The sequence below is a fragment of the Monashia sp. HAY1-5C genome, from assembly GCF_056755255.1.
Window position 1 is genome coordinate 1 of the sequence record NZ_JBPGXG010000073.1, and the last position, 23,011, is coordinate 23,011.

The 23,011-nt window shown below is 73.9% G+C and carries 21 protein-coding genes and 1 tRNA gene; 10 read left to right on the plus strand and 12 right to left on the minus strand.

Annotation, left to right across the window (positions count from 1 at the left end):
• Positions 1-111 precede the first annotated feature (111 nt).
• Together nirB and nirD are read left to right on the plus strand one after the other, a co-directional pair.
• Positions 112-2,661 (plus strand): nitrite reductase large subunit NirB, encoded by a 2,550-nt coding sequence (nirB, locus tag ACR9ZK_RS12395; RefSeq protein ID WP_481342228.1) that lies wholly within the window; start codon positions 112-114, stop codon positions 2,659-2,661.
• Between the two features lie 49 nt (positions 2,662-2,710).
• Positions 2,711-3,214 carry a nitrite reductase small subunit NirD gene (gene nirD / locus ACR9ZK_RS12400; protein ID WP_481342229.1) on the plus strand — a complete coding sequence of 168 codons (504 nt, stop codon included), beginning with the start codon at positions 2,711-2,713 and terminating at the stop codon, positions 3,212-3,214.
• 111 nt (positions 3,215-3,325) lie between these two features.
• Here the strand turns inward: nirD and ACR9ZK_RS12405 are convergent, their stop codons facing one another.
• On the minus strand, positions 3,326-4,192 hold the full coding sequence (locus ACR9ZK_RS12405) for an SDR family oxidoreductase (protein ID WP_481342230.1): 867 nt from the start codon (positions 4,190-4,192) through the stop codon (positions 3,326-3,328).
• A 113-nt stretch (positions 4,193-4,305) separates the two neighbouring features.
• Between ACR9ZK_RS12405 and ACR9ZK_RS12410 the strand changes: the two genes are divergently transcribed.
• Positions 4,306-4,695: a winged helix-turn-helix transcriptional regulator gene (locus ACR9ZK_RS12410; protein WP_481342231.1), complete on the plus strand. Its 390-nt coding sequence runs from the start codon at positions 4,306-4,308 to the stop codon at positions 4,693-4,695.
• Between the two features lie 217 nt (positions 4,696-4,912).
• Here the strand turns inward: ACR9ZK_RS12410 and ACR9ZK_RS12415 are convergent, their stop codons facing one another.
• Both ACR9ZK_RS12415 and cobA read right to left on the minus strand, forming a co-directional pair.
• Positions 4,913-6,097 (minus strand): uroporphyrinogen-III synthase, encoded by a 1,185-nt coding sequence (locus tag ACR9ZK_RS12415; RefSeq protein WP_481342232.1) that lies wholly within the window; start codon positions 6,095-6,097, stop codon positions 4,913-4,915.
• Positions 6,094-7,146 carry a uroporphyrinogen-III C-methyltransferase gene (gene cobA, locus ACR9ZK_RS12420; RefSeq protein ID WP_481342233.1) on the minus strand — a complete coding sequence of 351 codons (1,053 nt, stop codon included), beginning with the start codon at positions 7,144-7,146 and terminating at the stop codon, positions 6,094-6,096. Before cobA ends, ACR9ZK_RS12415 begins: the two co-directional genes overlap by 4 nt.
• Positions 7,147-7,305: 159 nt before the next feature.
• On the opposite strand from cobA, the gene ACR9ZK_RS12425 reads away from it, so the two are divergent.
• Together ACR9ZK_RS12425 and ACR9ZK_RS12430 are read left to right on the plus strand one after the other, a co-directional pair.
• Positions 7,306-8,028, plus strand: a complete 723-nt coding sequence (locus ACR9ZK_RS12425; protein WP_481342234.1) for a sirohydrochlorin chelatase — start codon at positions 7,306-7,308, stop codon at positions 8,026-8,028.
• Positions 8,029-8,034: 6 nt separating this feature from the next.
• The gene (locus ACR9ZK_RS12430) at positions 8,035-8,694 is read left to right on the plus strand and encodes an IMPACT family protein (RefSeq protein ID WP_481342235.1); all 660 of its coding nucleotides are present in this window, start codon (positions 8,035-8,037) and stop codon (positions 8,692-8,694) included.
• A gap of 62 nt (positions 8,695-8,756) precedes the next feature.
• On the opposite strand, the gene ACR9ZK_RS12435 is transcribed toward ACR9ZK_RS12430, so the two are convergent.
• Positions 8,757-9,794 (minus strand): DUF695 domain-containing protein, encoded by a 1,038-nt coding sequence (locus ACR9ZK_RS12435; protein WP_481342236.1) that lies wholly within the window; start codon positions 9,792-9,794, stop codon positions 8,757-8,759.
• A gap of 87 nt (positions 9,795-9,881) precedes the next feature.
• Between ACR9ZK_RS12435 and ACR9ZK_RS12440 the strand changes: the two genes are divergently transcribed.
• A complete protein-coding gene (locus tag ACR9ZK_RS12440) occupies positions 9,882-10,472 on the plus strand; it encodes an HhH-GPD-type base excision DNA repair protein (RefSeq protein ID WP_481342237.1) in 591 nt (196 codons plus the stop codon).
• 31 nt (positions 10,473-10,503) lie between these two features.
• Here ACR9ZK_RS12440 and ACR9ZK_RS12445 read toward each other — a convergent pair whose 3' ends face one another.
• The gene (locus ACR9ZK_RS12445) at positions 10,504-11,874 is read right to left on the minus strand and encodes a cystathionine beta-synthase (protein ID WP_481342238.1); all 1,371 of its coding nucleotides are present in this window, start codon (positions 11,872-11,874) and stop codon (positions 10,504-10,506) included.
• Between the two features lie 228 nt (positions 11,875-12,102).
• On the opposite strand from ACR9ZK_RS12445, the gene ACR9ZK_RS12450 reads away from it, so the two are divergent.
• Complete coding sequence (locus ACR9ZK_RS12450; protein WP_481342239.1) at positions 12,103-13,326, plus strand: SGNH/GDSL hydrolase family protein; 1,224 nt, start codon at positions 12,103-12,105, stop codon at positions 13,324-13,326.
• A gap of 69 nt (positions 13,327-13,395) precedes the next feature.
• Here ACR9ZK_RS12450 and ACR9ZK_RS12455 read toward each other — a convergent pair whose 3' ends face one another.
• Positions 13,396-14,151 (minus strand): hypothetical protein, encoded by a 756-nt coding sequence (locus ACR9ZK_RS12455; protein WP_481342240.1) that lies wholly within the window; start codon positions 14,149-14,151, stop codon positions 13,396-13,398.
• A 263-nt stretch (positions 14,152-14,414) separates the two neighbouring features.
• Here ACR9ZK_RS12455 and ACR9ZK_RS12460 point away from each other — a divergent pair, with 263 nt between their 5' ends.
• On the plus strand, positions 14,415-15,638 hold the full coding sequence (locus tag ACR9ZK_RS12460; RefSeq protein ID WP_481342241.1) for an acetyl-CoA C-acetyltransferase: 1,224 nt from the start codon (positions 14,415-14,417) through the stop codon (positions 15,636-15,638).
• Positions 15,639-15,665: 27 nt separating this feature from the next.
• On the opposite strand, the gene ACR9ZK_RS12465 is transcribed toward ACR9ZK_RS12460, so the two are convergent.
• Positions 15,666-15,956, minus strand: coding sequence for a hypothetical protein (locus ACR9ZK_RS12465; protein WP_481342242.1), 291 nt, complete (start codon positions 15,954-15,956; stop codon positions 15,666-15,668).
• Between the two features lie 20 nt (positions 15,957-15,976).
• Positions 15,977-16,846: a Bax inhibitor-1/YccA family protein gene (locus ACR9ZK_RS12470; protein WP_481342243.1), complete on the minus strand. Its 870-nt coding sequence runs from the start codon at positions 16,844-16,846 to the stop codon at positions 15,977-15,979.
• A 148-nt stretch (positions 16,847-16,994) separates the two neighbouring features.
• Between ACR9ZK_RS12470 and ACR9ZK_RS12475 the strand changes: the two genes are divergently transcribed.
• Positions 16,995-17,069 (plus strand) — tRNA-Leu (locus ACR9ZK_RS12475).
• A 217-nt stretch (positions 17,070-17,286) separates the two neighbouring features.
• On the plus strand, positions 17,287-18,894 hold the full coding sequence (mptB, locus tag ACR9ZK_RS12480) for a polyprenol phosphomannose-dependent alpha 1,6 mannosyltransferase MptB (RefSeq protein WP_481342244.1): 1,608 nt from the start codon (positions 17,287-17,289) through the stop codon (positions 18,892-18,894).
• 77 nt (positions 18,895-18,971) lie between these two features.
• On the opposite strand, the gene ACR9ZK_RS12485 is transcribed toward mptB, so the two are convergent.
• The 4 genes from ACR9ZK_RS12485 to eno all read right to left on the minus strand — a co-directional run bounded on the left by ACR9ZK_RS12485 (position 18,972) and on the right by eno (position 22,698).
• The gene (locus ACR9ZK_RS12485; RefSeq protein WP_481342245.1) at positions 18,972-19,946 is read right to left on the minus strand and encodes a Ppx/GppA phosphatase family protein; all 975 of its coding nucleotides are present in this window, start codon (positions 19,944-19,946) and stop codon (positions 18,972-18,974) included.
• A complete protein-coding gene (locus ACR9ZK_RS12490) occupies positions 19,939-20,517 on the minus strand; it encodes a DUF501 domain-containing protein (protein WP_481342246.1) in 579 nt (192 codons plus the stop codon). The genes ACR9ZK_RS12485 and ACR9ZK_RS12490 overlap by 8 nt, the downstream gene beginning before the upstream one ends.
• 46 nt (positions 20,518-20,563) lie before the next feature.
• On the minus strand, positions 20,564-20,962 hold the full coding sequence (locus ACR9ZK_RS12495; protein WP_481342247.1) for an FtsB family cell division protein: 399 nt from the start codon (positions 20,960-20,962) through the stop codon (positions 20,564-20,566).
• Between the two features lie 434 nt (positions 20,963-21,396).
• Positions 21,397-22,698, minus strand: a complete 1,302-nt coding sequence (gene eno, locus ACR9ZK_RS12500) for a phosphopyruvate hydratase (protein WP_481342248.1) — start codon at positions 22,696-22,698, stop codon at positions 21,397-21,399.
• Positions 22,699-23,011 lie beyond the last annotated feature (313 nt).

Sequence of the window (23,011 nt, forward strand, 5' to 3'; positions counted from 1 at the left end):
TCCGTCGTCGGCAGCGTCAGATGTGTATAAGAGACAGGGCCCCGACAGCGCCGACAGCCCCGGAACCGCACCCGACGCCCTGCCCGAGCCCCTCGAAGAAGGAGCCGCCTGATGTCCACCACGCAGCAGACCCAGCCCACCCGGACGGTGGTCGTCATCGGCCACGGCATGGTCGGCCACCGCTTCGTCGAGGCGCTCCGCTCTCGCGACTCCGAGGGCACGTGGCGCGTCGTCGTCCTGTCCGAGGAGGCCGAGGCGGCCTACGACCGCGTCGGCCTGTCCGCCTACGTCGGCGCCTGGGACCGCAGCGCGCTGGCGCTCACGGGCAATGGCTACCCCGGTGACGCCCTCGTCGACCTACGCCTCGGCACCCGCGCCGAGCAGGTGGACCGCGTCGCCCGCACGGTGACGACCAGCACCGGTGACACGATCGGCTACGACGCGCTCGTCGTCGCCACCGGCTCCTACCCCTTCGTGCCGCCGGTGCCCGGCCACGACGCCGACGGCTGCTTCGTCTACCGCACCCTCGACGACCTCGACGGCATCCGGTCCCGGGCCGAGGCCGCCCTCGAGCGGGCCCACGCCGAGGGACGTGAGGCCAACGGCCTCGTCGTCGGCGGTGGCCTCCTCGGCCTGGAGGCCGCCAACGCGCTGCGCCTGCTCGGCCTGACCCCGCACGTCGTCGAGTTCGCGCCGCGCCTCATGCCGCTGCAGGTCGACGAGGGTGGCGGCGCCGTGCTCGCCGGCCTCGTCAGCCGGCTCGGCGTCCACGTGCACACCGGTGCCGGCACGAGCGCGATCGAGGCCCAGGACGACGGCCGCCTCGCCGTCGAGCTGTCCGACGGCACAGCGCTGCTCACCGACCTCGTCGTCTTCTCCGCCGGAGTCCGACCGGCCGACGCGATCGGTCGAGCGGCCGGGCTCGAGATCGGTGAGCGCGGCGGCGTCGTCACCGACGCGGCGTGCCGCACGAACGACGAGAACGTCTGGGCCATCGGCGAGGTCGCGGCCCTCGAGGGGCGCTGCTACGGGCTGGTCGCTCCCGGCTACGCCATGGCCGAGGTCGTCGCCGACCGTCTCCTCGGCGGCGAGGCCACCTTCCCCGGCGCCGACCTGTCGACCAAGCTCAAGCTGCTCGGCGTCGACGTCGCCTCCTTCGGTGACGCCATGGGGGCGACCCCAGGCGCCCTCGAGATCGTCCACACCGACGCCACCAAGGGCACCTACGCCAAGGTCGTGGTCTCCGACGACGCCCGGACCCTGCTGGGCGGCATCCTCGTCGGTGACGCCACCGCCTACACGACGCTCAAGGCGTACGTCGGCCGTGAGGTGCCGGGCGACCCGGCCGCCCTCATCTCCCCCGCCGGGGCCGAGCTCGGGGCCGACGCGCTGCCGGACGACGCCGTCATCTGCTCGTGCAACAACGTGACGAAGGGCGCGATCTGCGGGGCCATCGCCGAGGGTGCGTGCGACCTCGCCGCCGTCAAGGGCTGCACCAACGCCGGGACGACGTGTGGTGGCTGCCTGCCCACCGTCAAGAAGCTGCTCGTCGACTCCGGCGTCGAGCTGTCGACGGCGCTGTGCGAGCACTTCGACCAGAGCCGCGCCGAGCTCTTCGAGATCGTCTCGGCCACCGGCATCCGCACCTTCTCGGGGCTCGTCGCGCGGTACGGCCGCGGCACCGGCTGCGAGATCTGCAAGCCGACCGTCGCCTCGATCCTCGCCTCGACGAGCAGCGACCACATCCTCGACGGCGAGCAGGCGGCGCTGCAGGACAGCAACGACCACTTCCTGGCCAACATCCAGAAGAACGGCACGTACTCCGTCGTGCCGCGCATGCCGGGCGGGGAGGTGACCGCCGAGCAGCTCATCGAGATCGGCTCCATCGCCAAGGACTTCGACCTCTACGTCAAGCTGACCGGCGGCCAGCGCATCGACCTCTTCGGCGCCCGCGTCGAGCAGCTGCCGCTCATCTGGCGCCGGCTCGTCGACGCCGGCATGGAGTCCGGGCACGCCTACGGCAAGTCGCTGCGCACGGTGAAGTCGTGCGTCGGCTCGACGTGGTGCCGGTACGGCGTGCAGGACTCGGTCGGCATGGCGGTCGAGCTGGAGCTGCGCTACCGGGGACTGCGATCGCCGCACAAGCTCAAGCTCGGGGTGTCCGGCTGCGCGCGGGAGTGTGCGGAGGCACGGGGCAAGGACGTCGGCGTCATCGCCACCGACAAGGGCTGGAACCTCTACGTGTGCGGCAACGGGGGCCAGACCCCCAAGCACGCCCAGCTGCTCGCCAGCGACCTCGACGCCGAGACGCTCGTGCGGTACATCGACCGGTTCCTCATGTTCTACGTCCGCACGGCCGACCGGCTGCAGCGCACCGCGCCGTGGCTCGAGGCACTCGACGGCGGCCTGGACCACCTGAGGGCGGTCGTCTGCGACGACGCGCTGGGCGTCGCCGCCGACCTCGAGGCGGCCATGGCCCGGCACGTCGAGGGCTACCGCGACGAGTGGGCCGCCGTCCTCCAGGACCCCGACAAGCTCGCCCGCTTCGTCTCCTTCGTCAACGCGCCCGAGGAGGCCGACGCCACGATCGCCTTCGACGACAGCGGCGTCCGCAAGGTGCCGGTCACGCTCGGCCTGCCGAGCCTGCGTCGCGCCGACTGAGTCCTGGCTCGCCACCCTCGCACCGCCCACTCCCGGAGAGGAACCCACGATGACCACCCTGGCCACCGCCGCCCCCCACACCGACCCGAACCCCGACGCCGCTGCCGCCGGTGCCGCCGCTGCCGCCGCTGCCGGTGCCGCCCAGGTGGGCACGGCTGTCGACCCGTCAGCCACCGGCCGACGCATCGTCGTGCGTCCCGGCGTCCTGCCGCGACCCGGCGTGCCCGCGTGGGTCCGGGCCTGCCGGGTCGACACGCTCGTCCCGGGGCGCGGGGTCGCCGTCCTGCTGCCGGGCGGCGAGCAGGCCGCGCTCTTCCTCCTGGGCACCGGCATGGTCTACGCCGTCGGCAACCTCGACCCTTACGCGGGCGCGGCGGTCATGTCGCGCGGGCTGACGGGCGACCGCGCGGGCGAGCCGACGGTCGCCTCACCCCTGCTCAAGCAGGTCTTCTCCCTGCGGACGGGCGAGGCGCTCGACGACCCGGGCACGCGCCTGCCGACGTACGCGGTCCGCATCGCCCACGGCGTCGTCCTCCTCGGCGTCCCCACCTGACGCGGCACCCACCGCGGTTCGGGGCACCCACCGCGGTTCGGGGCAGGCGCGGGTCGGGCCCGCGCGGTCCGTGCCCCGAACCGCAGTCGCTCGAAGCGGCCGGTCAGCCGGTCAGCGGACCGGGGCCGGCAGGGCCGAGCGGACGGCGTCCTCGAGGGAGGTCGCCGGGCGGCCGACGAGGCGCTCCAGGTCACCGGAGTCGGTGAAGAGCGCCCCCTCGGCGATCCCGCGGTCGCTGTCGGCGAGCACCTGCGCGTACCCCTCGGGCAGCCCCGCCGCGACGAGCGCGGCCGCGTACTCCTCGACCGGGAGGTCGCGGTAGACGACGTCGGCGCCGCTGACGCGGGCCACGGTCGCGGCGAGGTCGGCCATGGTGAACGGCGCCCCACCGAGCTCGTAGGTCTTCCCCGCGTGCCCGTCCTCGGCCAGCACCGCCGCGGCGGCCTCGGCGTAGTCGGCCCTCGCCGCGGCGCTGACCCGTCCCTGGCCGGCGGCCCCGAGAACGGCCCCGTGCTCGAGGTAGGTCGGCAGCTGCGCGGTGTAGTTCTCGAGGTACCACGAGTTGCGGAGGAGCACGGTGGTCAGCCCGGACGCCTCGAGCATCTCCTCCGTGGCGCGGTGCTCGGCGGCCAGGGCGATGTCGGACGTGGCGGCGCGGGTGATGCTCGTGTAGGCGACGAGGCCGACGCCGGCACGGGCGGCCGCGTCGACGACGTTGCGGTGCTGCGGGATCCGAGCGCCCACCTGGCTGCCCGAGACGAACAGGAGCCGCTCGACACCGGCGAAGGCGGCGTCGAGGGAGGCGGGGTCGTCGTAGTCGGCCCGCCGCACCTCCACGCCGAGCCCGGCGAGGTCGGCGAGGGCCTCGGGCCGGCGTGCCGTGGCGACGACGTCGGAGCGGGCGACGCCGTGGCGCAGCAGCGCGTCGACGACGAGACGGCCGAGGTGGCCGCTGGCGGCGGTGACGAGGATGGTCATGGGAGGTCCTTTCGGGCTGGAAGGCGCCGCAGGCGCCGGGACGTCCGGGTCAACCAGCCGCCGCCACCGGTACTTCCCAGAAGTTAGTACCCACTTTGAAGTAAGGTACTGACATGAGAGTGAGTCAGACGCTGCATCACCACTTCCCCGACGGCGTCTTCGCCTCGGACTGCCCCTCCCGCGTCGTCCTCGACCACGTCACGAGCAAGTGGGGGACGCTCGTGCTGCTCGCCCTGGCCGAGGGCGAGCCACTGCGCTGGAGCGAGCTGCGCCGACGCGCCGAGGGGGTCAGCGAGAAGATGCTCGCCCAGACCCTGCGCACGCTGGAGACCGACGGCCTCGTCCACCGCGACGCCCGCCCCGTCGTGCCGCCGCACGTCGAGTACTCGCTCACCGACGAGGGCCAGGACCTGGCCTCCCGGCTCGTGCCGCTCATGGACTGGATCGCCGACCACGCCGCCGACATCGTCGCCCGGTCGACGCGCGCCGACGCCTCCGCCTGACCGACGCGTCGCGCGCCTGCCGGTCCCGCAGGCGTCGCCCTCACCCAGCCGCCGCCTCACACAGGCGCGCCCTCACCCTCGCGCGCCGACCACCCACCCCAGGGACGGGCCGAGCGACCGGATCCGGACTGCGAAACGGGCCTGACCGACACGTTCGGCCGGGTCGCTCCGGCCACTCGGCCCGGGGCGAGGCACGGCGTGGGCCCACGCCCGGGCGTCAGACGTTGAGGCGGTAGCCGCGGCGCACGACGGTCTGCACGAGGTCCCGGTCCGGCAGCGCGGCGCGCAGCCGGCTGACGGCCATGTCGAGCGCATGCTCGTTCTCGGCGTCGGGCAGCTCGTCGAGGAGGCGTTCGCGGGTGCACACCGCTCCCGGGTCGGCCATCAGCGCGGCGAGCATCGCGCGGGGCCCACGCGGGAGGGTCACGGTCTCACCACCGAACGTCACCGTGCGGCCGTGCACGACGAGCGGACCTAGGGCGGTCTGCACCTGCGCGATGCCGTTGACGGTGAGATGCTCGACGACGGTGCGGATGAGCGCCCCCATCCGGAACCGTTCCGGCACGATCGGCGTGATGCCGAGGTCGTGCAGCGGCGCGGCCGTCACCGGACCGACCGCAGCGGCCGTGACACCGCAGCGCATCGCATCGACGAGGACGCCGTCCATGCCGAGCTGGGCTGCGGCAGAGACGAGCCCGTCGACGGCCGGCGCCGACGTGAACGTCACCACGTCGACCTCCCGGGCGGCGACGGCCTGGATGAGGCGGCCGAGGCGGCTCTCGTCCGTGGGCCGCACCCAGCGGTACGGCGCGACCGTCAGCACCACCGCCCCGGCGGCACGCAGCCGCTCGAGCTGCTCGACGTCCTCGTGGCCGTGCAGCTGGACCGCCACGCGTCGGCCGTCGACGCCGGCCGCCAGCGCGAGCGTCACGGTCGAGGCGGTGCGCTCGTCCTCGGCGATGCCGTCGTCGACGTGGCCCGCAGCCCGGACCGCCCCGCGCGCCTTGGGGCCGCGCACGATGATGCGTGCCGCGTCGAGCACGTCGGCGAGGTCCTCCCCCAGGCCGGCCGCGTCGGCGCCCTCGATCCAGCGGCGGAAGCCGTAGGCCGTCGTGACGATGACGACGTCGGGTCGGCTCTCGATGACGGCTCGGGTGTCGGCGACGAGGACCTCGTCCTCGTCGATCGGTGCGATGCGGACCGCGGGAGCGTGCAGCACGTCGGCGCCGCGCCGGCGGAACGCGTCGACGAGGTCCTCGGAGCGCCGGTCCGAGGTCACCGCGATCCGGAACCCCTCGAGGACCGGACCGGTCGGCTCGGGCGGGCCGGCGTCGGGGTCCGGCCCGGTCAGCTGTTCGGACCACGGGGTGGCCGGATGGGTGCGTGGGGGCGGCGTGCTCACGCTGGTGCCCCCGCGGGGACGGGGACGGACTCGGGCGACGTGGCCCCGGCGTCCCCCGGGTGGTGGACGCGCCGGGCCCACACGTGAGCCTGCCCGACGACGTCGCCGATGACGACCACTGCGGGAGAGGCGATCCCGAGCTTCGCGGCGCGTTCGGCCAGCGTCGCCAGCGTGGCGACGACGCTGCGCTGGCTCGACGTCAGACCACGTTCCACGACGGCCGCGGGCATGTCCGGGTCGAGCCCGGCCCGGCGCAGCGCGTCCGTGATCGGCACGAGGTTGTGCACGCCCATGAGCACGACGATCGACCCTCCGACGGCGACCAGACCGCGGGCCCGCGTCTCGTCGAGCGGCACGTGGCCCGACAGCACGGTGACGACGTGGCTGACCCCCCGGTGCGTGACGGGGATGCCGGCAGCTCCCGGCACGCCGATGGCCGAGGTGACGCCGGGCACGACCGAGACCGGCACCCGGGCCGCGACGCAGGCCGCGACCTCCTCGCCGCCGCGGCCGAAGACGTAGGGATCCCCGCCCTTGAGCCGCACGACGGTGAGCCCGGCGCGGGCGCGGTCCACGAGCATCCGCTCGATCTCGTCCTGGGGCACCGCGTGGTGGCCGGGGCGCTTGCCGACGTCGACCACCTCGGCCCCGGGCGCCAGGGCGGACAGGTCACCGACCTCGGCGAGGCGGTCGGCGAGGACGACGTCGGCATCGGCGAGCGCCCGCACGGCCGCCACGGTCAGCAGCTCGGCGCCTCCCGGGCCGGCTCCCACGAGGACGACCCGCCCGACGTCGGGGCTGGTGGCGGGCTCGTCGACGACGAGGCACTGGGAACGGAGCACCGCCCGGGCGCGGTCCCAGCCCGATGCCGGTCCGACGAGGACGCCGAGCTGCGCGCCGCGGCAGGCCTCCGGGGTCACGGCGTCGGCGGCGGAAAGGACGACGACCTCGGCCCCGGCGCGCGAGAGGCGACGGGCGGCCGCGGCGGTGAGCCCGTCCGGTCCGGCGACCACCACGCGCGCCGCGGTGAGGTCGGTGTCGATGAGCACGCGCGTCTCCCCTCGCCGTCGGTCTGCGCAAGGTCAACCGTAGGAACGACGTGTTTCGTCGGCGTTTCGGCCGTGCGACACCGCGGTAAGACACCCCTCACCCGTCTCGCCCGCCGACGTGCGCGTCCGACGTGGTCCCGCGCGTGACAGGGTGCTGCCATGACGACGTCCGCTCCCGAGCAGCCGGTCCTCGTCGCCGCCTCGCACGGCACCGCCTCGCCGCAGGGTCAGGCGGCGGTGGCGGCGCTCGTCGCCGCGGTGGCCGTGCGACGTCCCGACGTCGACGTGCGCGCGGCCTTCGTCGACGTCCAGCAGCCCGACCCGCCGACGATCCTCGGGACGCTGCCGCCCGGCCGGGGCGTACGGCTCGTGCCGCTGCTGCTGTCGGCGGGGTACCACGTGTTCGTCGACCTCACCGAGGCTGCGGTCGGGCATCCCGGCGCGAGCGTGGCGCCGGCCCTCGGCCCCGACGCCCGCCTCGCGGACCTGCTCGCCCGGCGCCTCGACGCGGCTGGGCTGCGGGACGACGACGTCGTCCTGCTGGGCGCCGCCGGCTCGTCGGAGCCGTCGGCCCTCCGTGACTGCGAGGACGTCGCCGCCCGGCTCGGCGTGCTGATCGGCCGTGACGTGTCCACCGGCTACCTCTCGGCCGCCGAGCCCCGCCTCGCCGACGCCGTTGGCGCACAACGAGTTTCGGGTCGCCGCGTCGTCGTGGCCACCTACCTGCTCGCTCCCGGGTTCTTCGCCGACCTCGCCGGGCGCTCCGGCGCCGACGTCGTCACCGCTCCCCTGCTGCTGCCCGACGAGCCGCCGCCGCCGGAGCTCGTCGACATCGTCGTCGACCGCTACGCGGACGAGGGCGGCCGGACCGAGCCGGACTGAGGCCGAGTGCCGCCCAGCCAGCCCCGCTCCTACCGCACCCTCGGCGGACCGGCCCGAGCCGAGATCGAGGTCCGCCGCTCGCGCTTCCTCTGTGAGGTCGCGCCGGTGCCCTCGGAGGACGACGCGCGGGCGGTGATCGAGCGGGTCCGGGCGGCGAGCCGGGACGCGCGCCACCACTGCACGGCCTTCGTCCTCGGTGCCGACGCGTCGACGGTGCGCAGCAACGACGACGGCGAGCCGTCCGGCACCGCCGGTGCCCCGATGCTCGAGGTGCTGCGCGGCCACGACCTCACCGACGTCGTCGCGGTCGTCACGCGGTGGTTCGGTGGGACGCTCCTCGGCACGGGCGGCCTGATCCGGGCCTACGGCGACGCGGTGTCGGCGGCTCTCGATGCCGCACCCGTCGTGACGATGGCGCGGCGCACGACGACCACCGTCGCCGTCGGCCACGGCGACGGGCCCCGCGTCGAGCACGCTCTTCGCGGGCTACCGGACGTCGAGGTCACCGCGGCCGAGTACCTGCCGGAGGGCGTCCGCCTGCACGTGGCCGTCGAGCCGGACGCGGTCGACGCGTTCGGCAGCACCGTCGCGACCCTGACCTCGGGTGCCGGACGCGTCACGCCGGGGGCGGACGTCTGGGTGCCGGTCGGCCGGGGCACCCGCTGACGGGGGTCGCTGCCGACCCAGCCGGCGGCCGCCGCGGCCGTGGGCACCGCCGCCGCGGCGGCTCACCCTCGAAGGTGGGCCACCATCGACCACGACGGGTCATGGGTCACGGTGACGTCCACCCCGCCCTGGGTCCAGCGGCGCGAGGCGGTGCGCACGTGCTCGGCGGCGTCGGTCGTGCCGTCGACGAAGACGTGCAGGACCCGCGTCCCGGCGCTGGACTGGTGCGCGACGACCCTGCCGCGTCCCTCGAGGTCCACCGTGAGGGCCTCCTCGAAGTGACGCAGCTCGTCGAGGGCACCCGGCGTCGGCAGGCCGTCGTCGGTGGCGAGGTACTCGAGGAAGACGCCGACGTGGGTGTCGAGCTCGGGCGCGGTGGCGGCGGCGAGGGGCACCTGTGCCATCGCGACGATCGGGCCGTCCGCACCCTGGCCCTGGAAGACGACGTGCTGCGGCTGCCCGTCCGGCGCCGTGTGCTCGGCCTTGAGGTCGGCGACGAGCGAGCGGATCCAGCGCAGCGGGAAGGCATCGAGGGGTGGGAGCTCGGGCCGGCTCACCTCGCCGATCCAGCACTCGACGTCGGACTCACCGATGGCCGAGTCCAGCGCGAGGTAGGCGATCGTGGCCCGGGCCGCGTCGTCGAGGTCGGCGAAGGCCGGATGGTGCACCGCCACCGAGATGCGCAACCCTTCGCGCCGAGCGCTGACGACGACATCACGGAAGGCCACGGTCGCCGCGTCGGTCTCGAGCTCGACGGCGTCGATGTCGTCGACGGGCTGGCGCGTGTCGGCGTAGCCCCACGTGGCGGTCGGGTCCGGCGCGGCACGCAGCCAGCGGCGGGCCGTGGCCCGCAGGTCGGGGTCACCCTCCGGCGAGACGACGAGCACGTGGGCGCTCGTGCTGCCCGCCGACAGCTCCCACGTCAGGCCGTCGGCGATGGCGGCGACCCGTCGGCTCAGCTCGTCTGCGACCCGGACGGGTTCGCGGTCAGCGAGCGCGGCCGAGGTCAGGGCCGCGCCCGACTCGACCCACCAGGACCAGAACGCCGCGACAGGGTCGGGGGGCACCTGCTCGTCACGCGGCCGGCGGAACAGCCTCATGGCCGCGATCATGCACCATCGGGCTGGGAGCCGGTGGCGCCGGCGGGCCCGGCCGTCGGGCCCGCGCCGATGCGGCACGATGGGTCCATGGCACCCCAGGCACTGCACCTCGGCTCCACCGACGCGGCCAACGAGCTGCTCGCCCACGACCCCCTCGCGCTGCTGCTCGGCATGCAGCTGGACCAGCAGATCCCGATGGAGAAGGCGTTCACGTCGCCGAGCGTCCTCGCCGAGCGCCTGGGCGTGCCGGCCGGCGGACGCCTCGACGCGGCCGCCATCGCCGCGCTGCCGCCGGAGACCCTTCTCGAGCACTTCCGGACGCCCCCGGCGCTGCACCGCTTCCCCGGCTCCATGGCGGCCCGTACGCAGCAGCTGTGCCAGGCGCTGGTCGACGACTGGGGTGGCGACGCGGCCAACGTGTGGGCCGGGGTCGACTCGGGCCGCGAGCTGGTGCGCCGCATCGGCAGCCTGCCCGGCTTCGGGGACCAGAAGGCCCGGATCTTCGCCGCCCTGCTCGCCAAGCAGTTCGGCGTGACGCCCGAGGGCTGGCAGGAGGCGACCGGCGACTACGGTCGACCCGGCCACCGGTCGATCGCCGACGTCGTCGACGACGCGTCACGCGTCAAGGTCCGCGAGTACAAGAAGGCGAAGAAGGCCGAGGCGAAGCAGCAGGCCTGACCGGGGCGGCGGCCCCGGCCCAGCAGCCGCATCAGTCGGCGAGGAACGCCAGCAGGTCGGCGCGGGTGAGGACACCCACCGGCTTGCCGTCGTCGACGACGAGCACGGCGTCCGCGGTCTGCAGCTCCTTGCGGGCCGCCGACACCGGGGACCCGGCCCCGATGAGCGGCAGGCCGGGCTCGATGTGCTTCTCGACGGCGTCGGCCAGGTGCGCTCGGCCGGTGAAGAGGGCATCGAGCAGGGCCCGCTCGCTGACCGAGCCGGCCACCTCGCCGGACATGACCGGCGGCTCGGCCTTGACGACCGGCATCTGCGAGACGCCGTACTCCTTGAGGATCGCCACGGCGTCGCGGATGGTCTCGTTCGGGTGGGTGTGCACGAGCGCGGGCATGTCGCCGGACTTCGTGTGCAGGACGTCGCCGACGGTCTGCTCGGTGTGGTCGGTGAGGAACCCGTAGGAGTGCATCCACTCGTCGTTGAAGATCTTGCTCATGTACCCGCGGCCCGAGTCCGGCAGCAGCACCACGACGACGGCATCCTCGGGCAGGTCCTCGGCGGCCCGCAGCGCCGCGACGACGGCCATCCCGCACGAGCCGCCGACGAGGAGGCCCTCCTCGCGGGCCAGCCGCCGGGTCATCTCGAAGGACTCGGCGTCGGTGACCGCGATGACCTCGTCGACGACGGACGGGTCGTAGGCACCCGGCCAGAAGTCCTCGCCGACGCCCTCGACGAGGTAGGGGCGGCCCGTGCCGCCGGAGTACACCGAGCCCTCCGGGTCGGCGGCGATGATGCGCACCGCACCGTCGCTGACCTCCTTGAGGTACGTGCCGGTCCCGCTGATCGTGCCGCCCGTGCCGGCGCCGGCGACGAAGTGGGTGACCCTGCCGTCGGTGTCGCGCCAGATCTCCGGACCGGTCGTCAGGTAGTGGCTGTTGGGGCCCTCCGGGTTGTAGTACTGGTTCGGCTTCCAGGCGCCGTCGATCTCGCGGACGAGGCGGTCGCTCACCGAGTAGTACGAGTCCGGGTGGTCCGGCTCGACGGCGGTCGGGCAGACGACCACCTCGGCGCCGTAGGCCTTGAGCACGTCGCGCTTGTCCTGGCTCACCTTGTCGGGGCAGACGAAGACGCACTTGTAGCCACGGCGCTGGGCCACGAGCGCGAGCCCGACGCCGGTGTTGCCGCTCGTGGGCTCGACGATGGTGCCGCCCGGCTTCAGCAGGCCGTCGCGCTCGGCGGCCTCGACCATGCGCAGCGCGATGCGGTCCTTGACCGAGCCTCCCGGGTTGAAGTACTCGACCTTCGCCAGGATGGTGCACCTCACCCCCGCGTCGGCCGTGACGGAGCCCAGCTTGACCAGGGGCGTGTTGCCGACGAGGTCGGCCACGTTCTCTGCGTACTTCACCCACCCATCCTAGGTGCGCCGTCCCAGCCCGCGAGACGGCGGCCGCGCGCCGCGCCCTGCCGCGCCAGCGTCGCCGTCCCGGGCCGGGCGGCCCGGACGGCATCGGACGAAACCGGGCACGGCGCGTCGGTGCCGCGCGTTACCGTGGTGAGCCGGCCGATCGGGCCGGTGTCGCGTCGCAGGACCGCGACGGCACGACGACCGCAACCATGACGGAGGGGGAGCCGGATGGGGCGCGCACGGCGCGCGCGCAGGATCGCGCAGCAGGCAGCCTACGGCGGTGGCGTCGGGGTCGCCGGCCTCGGCCTGCTCAGCCTGCTCGGCTACGGCGTCATCAAGGCCGAGGCCGCGATGGCCCGGCGCCTCGTCGGCCAGCCGTTCGAGGGCGCACCGGAGGACGACGGACGCTACGGCTTCGGCCCCGGCGAGCCGATCGAGCTCGTCGTCCTCGGGGACTCGACCGGCGCGGGCATGGGGGCGGCGGACGCGCACCAGACCATCGGGGCGATCGTCGCGAGCGGGGTCGCGGCCTTCAGCGGCCGTCCGGTGCGCCTGACGAACGTCGCCGTCGTCGGGGCCGAGTCACCCGACCTCGACGGCCAGGTCGAGCGCGCCCTCGAGGCGGTTCCGAGCCCCGACGTCGCCCTCGTGCTCATCGGGGCCAACGACGTCACCCATCGCATCGACACCTCGGTCGCGGTGCGCCACCTCGAGATGGCGGTGCGCAGCCTGCGCGAGGCCGGGGCGGAGGTCGTCGTGGGCACGTGCCCCGACCTCGGTGCCATCGAGCCGGTTCCCCAGCCGCTGCGGCTGCTGGCCCGCCGCTGGTCGCGCGACCTCGCGGCCGCCCAGACCGTCGCGGTCGTCGAGGCCGGAGGTCGCGCCGTGTCGGTCGGCGACATGCTGAGCGAGGCGTTCAGCGCCGACCCGAAGGTCATGTTCAGCGAGGACCGGTTCCACCCGAGCCCCGCCGGCTACGCGCGGGTCGCCGCAGCGCTGCTGCCCACGGTCAGTGCGGCGCTCGACCTCTTCGGCGAGCGTAGCGCCCCGCCCGAGCCGAACCTGCGCCGTGGCGAGGGCGTCGGCCCGGTCGCGGTCGCCGCCACCCGGGCCGTGGCCCAGCCCGGCACCGAGGTCGCACCGGCCGAGGTCGCCGGTCAGGCCCGGGGCGCGCACGGACGCTGGGCGGTCCTGCTGCACCGCATCCGGCCGGCCGTTCCCGTCGGGTCCTTCCCGGTCGACCGCGTCCCCGGCCCACCGACGTCGGTGCCGACCGCTCCGCCGCCCCCGGACGGGACGGCTGGCTCCGGCGGCTCCGGCGGCTCCGGCGGCGTCGACGCGCCGGTCGGGGCCGACGGCTCCGGCGGCGTCGACGCGCGCGGCGCGTCGGTCCAGCCCGACGGACCTGTGCCGGACTCCTCTCGCGAGCCCGACAACGTCACTCCCGGCTGAACGAGCCGTGCGGGCACGCGCGACGAGGGGCCGCCCGCACTGCGGACGGCCCCTCGCGGTTCGGACGCGTCAGCCGAGCGGCATGATCTGGCTCGCGTCCGGCGCCTTGATGCCGAGGTCCTCGTTCCACCTGGAGAAGTCGAGCTGCCCGGGGCTCTTGGACGAGCCGCTGAAGCGCACCACCTGGAAGGCGTCCTTGGAGACGTAGAGCGCGCCCTCGCTCTTGCCCTTCTTGTCGGTGAGGACCCAGCACTCGGTGCCGTTGACCGACTCCTCGCCGACGGTGCTCGACAGCTTGTCGGCGCTCACCTCGGCGAACGCCTTCTCGAGGAAGCTCTTGAGGCTGAGGCTGTCGGCCATCGCGGACGCGGACGAGGGTGCCTTGATGAACTTGTCCCCGGCCTTCTGCACCGACGCCGGAGCGCCCTGCTTCTTCCAGAAGGTCTCGTCGGCCTGGATGTACACGGCGTCCGGCACGGTGATGAGGCGCGCCCGGCCGCTGCCCTCCATCGCGATGGAGATGTCCGAGGTCTTGCCGTCGCTCGTTCCCTTGAACTCGATGGTGACCTTCTTGCCGTCCTGCTCGACATCGCCGGCGAACACGGCCGACGTGGCGGCGAGCGCGTTGGTCTTGGCCTTCTCGAGCAGGTCCGCCGGCTGGGGCGCCTGGGTGGCCGTGGACGTCGCGGAGGTCGACGCAGAGCTCGACGCGGACGAGCCCGTGGAGGCCGCCGTCGGGGTGTCCGCCTTGGAGCACGCGGCAGCACCGAGGCTGATTGCGAGGGCGCCGGCGAGAGTGACGGCGCGGGTCGTCATGGTCTTCATGGGTTAGAGGCCCCCTGGGTGGTCGGGTCACCCGGCACCGGCCGGGCGGGTGGCGGCCCGTGGCCGCGACCCGGCAACCCTAGTCCTCGCCCTCGGGCGGGACGTAGCCGGACCGACGCCGGCGGGTGGCCCCGACGAGACGCACGTCATGGAGCCGGCACTGTCAGCGCTCGCCCGAACGTCCTACCATCGAGGGACTGAGCAAGCGCTTAGTCGCCCGCGCGCCACCGCCCGGGCCGCCGACGTCGTCCAGGAGTAGCCCCGTGACCGAAGCCGTCATCGTCTCGACCGCCCGTTCACCGTTCGGCCGGGCCTTCAAGGGCTCACTCCGGGAGGTGCGCCCCGACGACCTCGCGGCCACCGTCATCCAGGCGGCGCTCGACAAGGTCCCCGCCCTCGACAGGACGCTCGTCGAGGACCTCTACCTCGGGTGCGCCGAACCCTCCGGCAAGCACGGGTCGAACATGGCCAGGGTCGTCGCCACCCTCCTCGGCCTCGACACCACGCCGGCCGCGACGGTCAACCGCTTCTGCGCGTCCTCGGCCCAGACGACCCGGATGGCCTTCCACGCCATCAAGGCCGGTGAGGGCGACGTCTTCGTCTCGGCGGGCGTCGAGTGCGTCTCGCAGTACACCGACTGGGCCGGCGCCGGCGGCGCCAAGGCGGATGCCCAGAACCCCCGGTTCGCCGAGGCGCAGGCCCGTACGCAGCGGATCGCCGAGACCAACGAGACCTGGACCGACCCGCGCGAGCACGGGGCCCTGCCCGACATCTACATCGCCATGGGCCAGACCGCGGAGAACGTCGCGACTGCCTACGGCATCAGCCGTGAGCGCCAGGACGAGTGGGGGGTCACGTCGCAGAACCGCGCGGAGGCCGCCATCGGTCGCGGCTTCTTCGACTGGGAGATCACGCCCGTCACGACGCCCGACGGGACCGTCGTGGGCAAGGACGACGGCCCGCGCGCCGGCGTGACGCTCGAGGCCGTCCAGGCGCTCAACCCGGTCTTCCGCCAGCAGGGCACCGTGACGGCCGGTAACTGCTGCCCGCTCAACGACGGCGCCGCAGCCCTCGTCGTCATGAGCGACACCAAGGCCAAGGAGCTCGGCCTCGAGCCGCTCGCCCGGGTCGTGTCGACCGCCGCCACGGGCCTGTCCCCGGAGATCATGGGCCTCGGCCCGGTCGAGGCGAGCAACCTGGCCCTCAAGCGCGCCGGCATGTCGATCGGCGACATGGACCTCTACGAGATCAACGAGGCCTTCGCCGCGCAGGTCATCGGCTCGGCCGACCAGATCGGGATGGACTACGACAAGCTCAACGTCAACGGGGGTGCCATCGCCATCGGTCACCCGTTCGGCGCCACCGGAGCGCGGATCACGGGCACGATCATCAACGCGCTCCGCGAGCGTGACGAGCAGTTCGGCCTCGAGACGATGTGCGTCGGCGGCGGCCAGGGCATGGCCGTCATCTTCGAGCGGCTCAGCTGACGCTCCCGACGCCGCTCCCTCGGCTGCTCAGAGGGAGCGTCGGAGGGTGGCGAGGCGTTCGTGCAGCCCCGCGTCGACCCCCGCGGCGGACGCGTCCCACACCATGACCGCCAGCTGGTCCATGACGACGGCCGGGCCGAGGTCGGGCACGACGACCGGTGCCCGGCCGCGCGCCTGCCCGACGTGGTCGGCCAGGTCCTGGACGAGGGCCCGCACGAGGCCCAGACGCGAGAGCGCGTGGTCGAGCGGTAGCTGCTGCCACCGCCCGACCACGCGCCGGAGCTCCTCCGACACCTCCTGCGGGGTCGGCGAACCCACGCGCGAAGGTGCCACCCGCGTCAGTCGCGCAGCCGCGCGAAGAGGCGGACGAACTCGATGTAGAGCCACACGATCGACACGATCAGGCCGTGCGCGAGCAGCCACGAGTACTTCTGCGGGGCGCCCACCCGCACGGCGTGGTCGATCGAGTCGAAGTCGATCGCGAGGGAGTACGACGCGAGGCCGACGCCGAGGATGGACAGGACGACGCCGAGGCCGCCGCTGCCGCCGAAGCCCCAGCCGTCGATGACGCCCGTGAGCAGCAGGACGAACTGCAGCAGCGAGAACAGCCCGTAGCCGACGATGGCGAAGAAGAACATGCGACGGGTCTTGGCGTTGACCTTGACGAAGCCGGTCGCGTAGCCGATGTACATCGCCACGAACACGCACAGGGTCGCGAGCACGGCCATGAGCACGACGCCGTCGTACTTCGGCACCGAGTTGATGAACTGGCTGAAGGCGCCGACGAACGCGCCCTGCACGACGGCGTAGACGACGAGCAGCGGGACCGAGACCCTCTTCATGAAGGCGATGGCGAAGCCGAGCACGAGGGTGCCGATGGCGCCGCCGATCCAGAAGGTCAGACCGAGCTGCTGGTTGTCGCTCGAGACGAACCACGCGGCGGCTGCCGTCGCGACGGTGATGACGAACAGCGTCAGGCTCTTCATGACGACGTCGTCGACCGTGACGCGGCCGGTGTCGACCGGGCCGGCGCTCTGACGGGCGTACAGCTCGTTCAGCTGCTCGGTCGTCAGGGCGTCCTGCGTCGCGTAGCTGGCGGTCGCGCCCTGGGTGGCCTGCTGCCCCTGCCGGGGGGACCCGAAGCCGGCGTACCGCTCCTGCTCGATCTGCTTGTTGAGCCGGTCGAAGACCGGGTTTCCACCTGCCATGTGAGTGTGCTCCTTGGGCACTGGTGCCACCGGTCGGTGGCAGCTGACACCAGACTAAGCGTCCGGCACCGGCCTGCAGGTTCCCCTGTGGACGGACGGACAGGGAGGTCTCGCGTCGCAGCGGCATACTGGGCCCTGCCACCGGCCCGCCCCCGTGGCCCAACTGGCAGAGGCAGGCGACTTAAAATCGCCATCGGTGAGGGTTCGAGTCCCTCCGGGGGTACGTCCGGACAGGACGCAGGACGTTCGACGCGTCGGCGGCCCGTCGGGCACGGTTCGGTCACGCTTTGTGGCCACCTGCCGGGCGTGGCACGTCGTCAGGGGCCCGGCTCCTCCTAGACTGGGCGGCATCGGGTCCAGGGGCCGGTCCGTCATGCCCCTGCGCGACCGATGCGCCGCACCACGTCGGGCTGCGGCGCACCACCCCTCAGGAGGACCAGGTGCTGGACGAGCGTGGCGCGAACGCGGTCGCCGCGTCCCCACGCGGGCAGCGGCTGGCCGCGACCGGGGTGGCAGTCGCCCGACCCGGGGCCGTCCAGCTGCTGGAGTTCCGCGACCGGTTCCTCGACGCGCTCCTGCGCAGCTGGCTCGACCCCATGGTCCGCCGGGGCATGCTCGGCATGGCCCTCGTGGCGGCCGGCTCGGTCTCGCCGGCGTTCCTGCCACGCGACGCGTTCGACCCCGGCGAGTCGCCCGTCATCACCGTGCTGCACCTGCAGTGGCTCGACAGCGGCGTCGGCCGCGTCGCCACCACGCTGCTGCTCGCCGTCGGCATGGGGCTGCTCGTCGACGCCTGGCTGCGGATGCGTCCGGTGCAGGGTCGGCGCCCCCCTTCCCTCGCGTGGCTGCTGTGGAGCGTGCCGGTGCTCCTCGCGCCCCCGCTGTTCAGCCGCGACGCGTACAGCTATGCCGCGCAGGGCAAGATCGTCTCCCGCGGCATGGACCCGTACGCCGTCGGACCGTTCTGGGTGCCGGGCCCCTTCGCGGACCAGGTGGACCCGATGTGGGCCCAGACGCCGGCCCCGTACGGGCCCCTCGCGCTGCAGGTCCAGCACCTCGTCGTCGCCGTCGCACCGGACAACGCGTACGCGTCCGCGGTCCTCATGCGGGTGCCGGCCCTGGCCGCGGTCGCGCTGCTGGCCTACGCCCTGCCGCGCCTCGCCGAGCGGTACGGCTCGAGCGGTCGGCATGCGCTGTGGCTCGGCGTCCTCAACCCGCTCGTCGTCATGCACCTCATCGGCGGGGCGCACGGCGACGCCGTCATGGTGGCCCTCGTCGTGCTCGCGCTGCTGCTGGGCAGCCGAGGCCGACTCGTCGCGGCGGCAGCGACGGTCGCCGCCGCGGCCACGTACAAGCAGACGGCGGTCCTGGCCCTCGTCGGCGTCGTCGGCATGGCCGTGCAGGCAGGCGACCTCGCCCCGGGTGTCCGTGCGAAGGTCCGCGCGCTGCTACGACACGGCCTCGCGCTGGGCACCGTCTTCGCCACGGTGTTCTGCGCCATCACCGCGGCCACCGGCCTGGGCTGGGGCTGGATCCCGAACCTCTCGGTCCCCGTGTCGTTGCGCTCCCTGCTCGCGCCTTCGACCTTCCTCGGCAGCGCCGTCGAGTGGCTCATGCGCATCGGTGGCATGCCCCACAGCTGGGTGCAGACCCCCGTGCCGGTGGCCCAGACGATCGGCGTCGTCGCCGGGCTCGGCGTCATGGCCTGGCTCGCGTGGCGCCTCGCCGTGCGCAACCCCGTCCTCGCGACGGCCGGGGTGCTGCTCGTGCTGTGCCTGTCCGGCCCGGTCATCCACCCGTGGTACCTGCTCTGGGGCGGCGTCGTCCTCGCGGCGACGCGCCTGTCGGAGCGATGGGTGCGCGGCATGGTCGTCGTGACGCTCTTCTTCGTCACCTACGGCGTCGTCGACGCGACCGTCTCCAACGGCACGTGGGCCCTCGGGGTGTCGGCCGCGCTGTGGATGGTGGCCCGCCTGCGCGCCCACCGGCGCCGCGCGCAGGAGCAGGACCCGGTGCCCGGCCTGGTGCCCGCCCGCACGGCGTCCTGACCCGTCCTGACCCGTCCTGACCCGACCTGCCCGGCCGGGCACCGCAGGCAGCGTGGCGCCCCGCGGGAAGGACGGCCTCAGCAGCGGCGCGCCGCGCTCAGGGCGATGCCGTCGAGGATGTCGTGCTCGGACGTCACGACGTCGGTGATGCCGGAGCGGTCGACGAGGCGCTCGACGACGCGCCGCCACACGAGGGCCCCCGCACCGATGACGTCGACGCGGCCCGGGTGCAGGTACGGCAGGGCGGCTCGCTCGGCGCGGGTCATGGCCAGCAGGTCGTCGCAGGCGGCGAGCACGGCGGGGACCGGGTTGCGCGACAGGTGGATCCGGCTCGCGTCGTACTGCGGGAGCCGCAGCAGGTGTGCGGTGATCGTCGTGACGCTGCCTGCCAGCCCGACGAGCGCCGCGATGCCGTCGAGCGGCACGACGGACTCGGCGAGGTCGAGCGCGGCGTCGACGTCACGGGTCGCGGCGGCCACCTCCTCCGGCGTCGGCGGGTCGCTCGCGAGGTGGCGCTCGGTCATCCGGACGCAGCCGACGTCGACGGACCGCGCCGCCTCGACGTGGTCCGTGCCGCGGACGAGCTCGGTCGAGCCACCACCGAGGTCGACGACGAGGTAGGGCCCGGCGATGCCGCGCGCGGCCAGGCCGCCGGTCGCGCCGGCGAACGAGAGCGCGGCCTCCTCGTCGCCGGAGACCACCTCGGGCGTGACCGCGACGCCGACGTGCTCGCGGAAGGCCGTGTGGACGCCGTCGATGAACTCCGCGGCATTGCGGGCATCGCGCGAGGCCGACGTCGCGACGAACCGGAGGCGCTCGGCGCCGAGCTCGTGGCACTGCGCGGCGTACTCACGCGTGACGCGAAGGGTGCGCTCCATCGACTCGGGCGCGATGACCCCGGTGCGGTCGACGCCGTGCCCGAGGCGCACGATCTCCATCCGGCGCAGCACGTCCTCGAGGACCCCGGTGTCGGGGTCGACGTCGGCGACGAGGAGGCGGATCGAGTTGGTGCCGCAGTCGATGGCGCCGACGCGGACGCGGCCCTCAGCCATCGGAGGGCTGCCACGGGTTCGCCGGGTCCTGCGCCATGACGGCGGCAGCCGCGTCCTCGGCGGCGTGGACCGCCGCGCACGAGGTGGGCGACCACCAGTCCTCGAGCTGGTCGAGCGCCTCGTCACCGAGCGGGTTGACGCCGGGGCCGGCAGCGAGCGAGTGCGCGACGAGGACGTGGAGGCACTTGACGCGGGTCGGCATGCCTCCGGCGGAGACGCCCTCGATCTCGGCCACGTGGCCGAGCTCGCCGCGTCGGGTCAGGTAGTGCTCGTGCGCGGCGGCGTACGCGGCCGCGAGGTCGGCGTCCTGACCGAGCCGGGCCGTCATCTCCTTCATGAGCCCGCCGGTCTCGAGCGTGCTCACGGCGCCAGTGAGGCGCGGGCAGGTGGCGTAGTACGTCGTCGGGAACGGCGTGCCGTCGGGCAGCCGGGGCTCGGTGCGCAGGACGTCCGGCTCGCCGCACGGGCACCGGTGGGCGACCTCGGCCACGCCGCGGGGGCGGCGGCCGAGCTGACGCTCCACGGCGTCGAGGTCGGCGGGGTCGACGGGCTGGCGCGGGGTCTGGCTCACGGCTGCTGGTGCTCCGGTAGGGGGCGGCGGGCTGGCCGCACGGGGGTCACTGGTTGCGGGCGAGCCCGGCGGTGGGACGGTCCGCGATCTGCACCGACTGCCACACCTTGCCGTACCACGGCGCGGCGTCGTTGGCCATCGGGGCGGCCACGACCGGCCTGGCCGGGCCGGTGGTGCTCGGGTCGGCCCGGTCCGGGTCGATGACCGTGTAGGCACGGTCGCCGACGCGGACGAACTTGAGCCGCTCGCGCGCCTGCAGCTCGATGTAGGCGGGGTCCTTCCACAGGGCCACCTGGCGCTGGAGGTCCTGGACGTCCTGGCGCTGCTGCTGCACCTGCTCCTGCATGGCGGCGGTGTCGCCGCGCTGCTGGATGAGCGAGCGGAGGGTCGGCACGATCGTCACGGCCAGCATGACGAGGATGCCGAGCAGGATCGCGCCGCGCACCCAGGCCGTCGACGCGGACGGCGGGGCGGGCGGGGCCGTTCGGGCGCGGGCCGCGAGGGCGGGGCGCTCCTTGCCCTGGCCGGGGCGGCTCGGGCGGGCGGACCCGCGAGGCGTGCCGGGTCGGGTGCCGGCCGACCGCGATCCCGTACCGCGGCCGCTCGGTGCCCGCGGCGTCGTGCCGCGTCCTGCAGGCGCGGGCCGCCCCGCGGACGCGCGGGGCGCGGCCCCCGGCGCCGGGCGGGGCGTGGACGTCGGAGGGGTGGAGCGGGGCGTCGACCGCGGTGTCGATCTGGGCGTCGACCTGGGTGTCGGCGAGTCCGACCCACCTCCGGTGGGCCGAGAGGCGGCCGACCGCCCGCCGCTCCCGGGGCGACCCGACGCCGAGGACGACGACGAGCGGCCGGGCCGGGGTGGCGTGCGGTCGGCCACGGGACTCAGTCCTCGCTGCCGAAGCGGGTGGCGTCGAACCGGGGGAACGCGCCGGCGCCGGCGTAGACCGCCGCGTCGTCGAGCTCCTCCTCGATGCGCAGCAGCTGGTTGTACTTCGCCACGCGCTCGGAGCGGGCCGGGGCGCCGGTCTTGATCTGGCCGCAGTTCGTCGCGACGGCGAGGTCGGCGATCGTGACGTCCTCGGTCTCGCCGGAGCGGTGGCTCATCATGCAGCGGTAGCCGTTGGTCTGCGCGAGGGTCACGGCGTCGAGCGTCTCGGTGAGCGTGCCGATCTGGTTGACCTTGACGAGCAGCGCGTTGGCGGTGCCCGAGCCGATGCCGCGGGCGAGCCGCTCGGGGTTGGTGACGAACAGGTCGTCGCCGACGATCTGCACCTTGCCGCCGAGCATCTCGGTCATGGACTTCCAACCGTCCCAGTCGTCCTCGTTGAGCGGGTCCTCGATCGAGACGAGCGGGTAGGCGTCGACGAGACCGGCGTAGTAGGCGACCATCTCGTCGGCCGACTTGCTGCCGCCCTCGAACGCGTAGGAGCCGTCCTGGAAGAACTCCGAGGCCGCGACGTCGAGCGCCAGGGCGATGTCGGTGCCGGGCGTGTAGCCGGCGGCGCGGATGGCCTCGAGGATGAGGTCGAGCGCGGCGCGGTTGGACTCGAGGTTCGGGGCGAAGCCGCCCTCGTCGCCGAGGCCCGTCGCGAGACCGCGGTCCTGGAGCACCTTCTTCAGCGCGTGGTAGACCTCGGCGCCCCAGCGCAGGGCCTCGCGGAAGGTCGGCGCCCCGATCGGGGCGATCATGAACTCCTGGATGTCGACGTTGGAGTCGGCGTGCGACCCACCGTTGAGGATGTTCATCATCGGGACGGGCAGGACGTGCGCGTTGGGCCCACCGACGTAGCGGAACAGCGGCAGGCCGGCCGACTCTGCGGCGGCGTGCGCTACCGCCAGCGAGACGCCGAGGATGGCGTTGGCGCCGAGGGTCTCCTTGTTGGCGGACCCGTCGAGCGTCAGCATCTCGGCGTCGATGAGCCGCTGCTCGCTCGCGTCGAACCCGACCAGTCGGGGGTTGATCTCCTCGATGACGGCGTCGACGGCCTGCTCGACACCCTTGCCGAGATACCGGCCCTTGTCGCCGTCACGACGCTCGGACGCCTCGAAGGCTCCGGTGGAGGCACCCGACGGGACCGCCGCGCGCGCGAACGTGCCGTCGTCGAGACGGATCTCGACCTCCACGGTGGGGTTGCCGCGCGAGTCCAGGATCTCCCGGGCTCCGATCTCCTCAATGCTGGCCACTGACTCTCCTGTGCTGTGGTGCTCGAGACGGGGGTGCGGCCGGTGGCGGCCGCTGTCGCCCCCGAGCGTAGCCCGTGCGTGCGGCCGACCGTCGGACCGACCCGGCATCCGGGCAGCCGCGGTGGAGGCCCGTGCGGATCGCCCCGTGGCACAAGGGCGCCGCCCGGGACGGACGACGGGCCCGCCGGGTGGGGCGGGACGAGCCACGCCGGAGCGGAACACACTTTTTTACCGTTTCCTTACCAATACCTGACCTATACCGGGCATACTCACACCCTGTCTCTTATACACATCTGACGCTGCCGACGACGGA

Bases quoted from the DNA above. Each gene is read 5' to 3' on its own strand.
- ACR9ZK_RS12435 (WP_481342236.1), bottom strand. From the start codon at position 9,794: ATGAGGCTGTTCCGCCGGCCGCGTGACGAGCAGGTGCCCCCCGACCCT.
- ACR9ZK_RS12440 (WP_481342237.1), top strand. From the start codon at position 9,882: ATGGCACCCCAGGCACTGCACCTCGGCTCCACCGACGCGGCCAACGAG.
- nirB (WP_481342228.1), top strand. From the start codon at position 112: ATGTCCACCACGCAGCAGACCCAGCCCACCCGGACGGTGGTCGTCATC.
- ACR9ZK_RS12450 (WP_481342239.1), top strand. From the start codon at position 12,103: ATGGGGCGCGCACGGCGCGCGCGCAGGATCGCGCAGCAGGCAGCCTAC.
- ACR9ZK_RS12485 (WP_481342245.1), bottom strand. From the start codon at position 19,946: ATGGCTGAGGGCCGCGTCCGCGTCGGCGCCATCGACTGCGGCACCAAC.
- ACR9ZK_RS12470 (WP_481342243.1), bottom strand. From the start codon at position 16,846: ATGGCAGGTGGAAACCCGGTCTTCGACCGGCTCAACAAGCAGATCGAG.
- ACR9ZK_RS12455 (WP_481342240.1), bottom strand. From the start codon at position 14,151: ATGAAGACCATGACGACCCGCGCCGTCACTCTCGCCGGCGCCCTCGCA.
- ACR9ZK_RS12405 (WP_481342230.1), bottom strand. From the start codon at position 4,192: ATGACCATCCTCGTCACCGCCGCCAGCGGCCACCTCGGCCGTCTCGTC.
- ACR9ZK_RS12410 (WP_481342231.1), top strand. From the start codon at position 4,306: ATGAGAGTGAGTCAGACGCTGCATCACCACTTCCCCGACGGCGTCTTC.
- ACR9ZK_RS12425 (WP_481342234.1), top strand. From the start codon at position 7,306: ATGACGACGTCCGCTCCCGAGCAGCCGGTCCTCGTCGCCGCCTCGCAC.
- nirD (WP_481342229.1), top strand. From the start codon at position 2,711: ATGACCACCCTGGCCACCGCCGCCCCCCACACCGACCCGAACCCCGAC.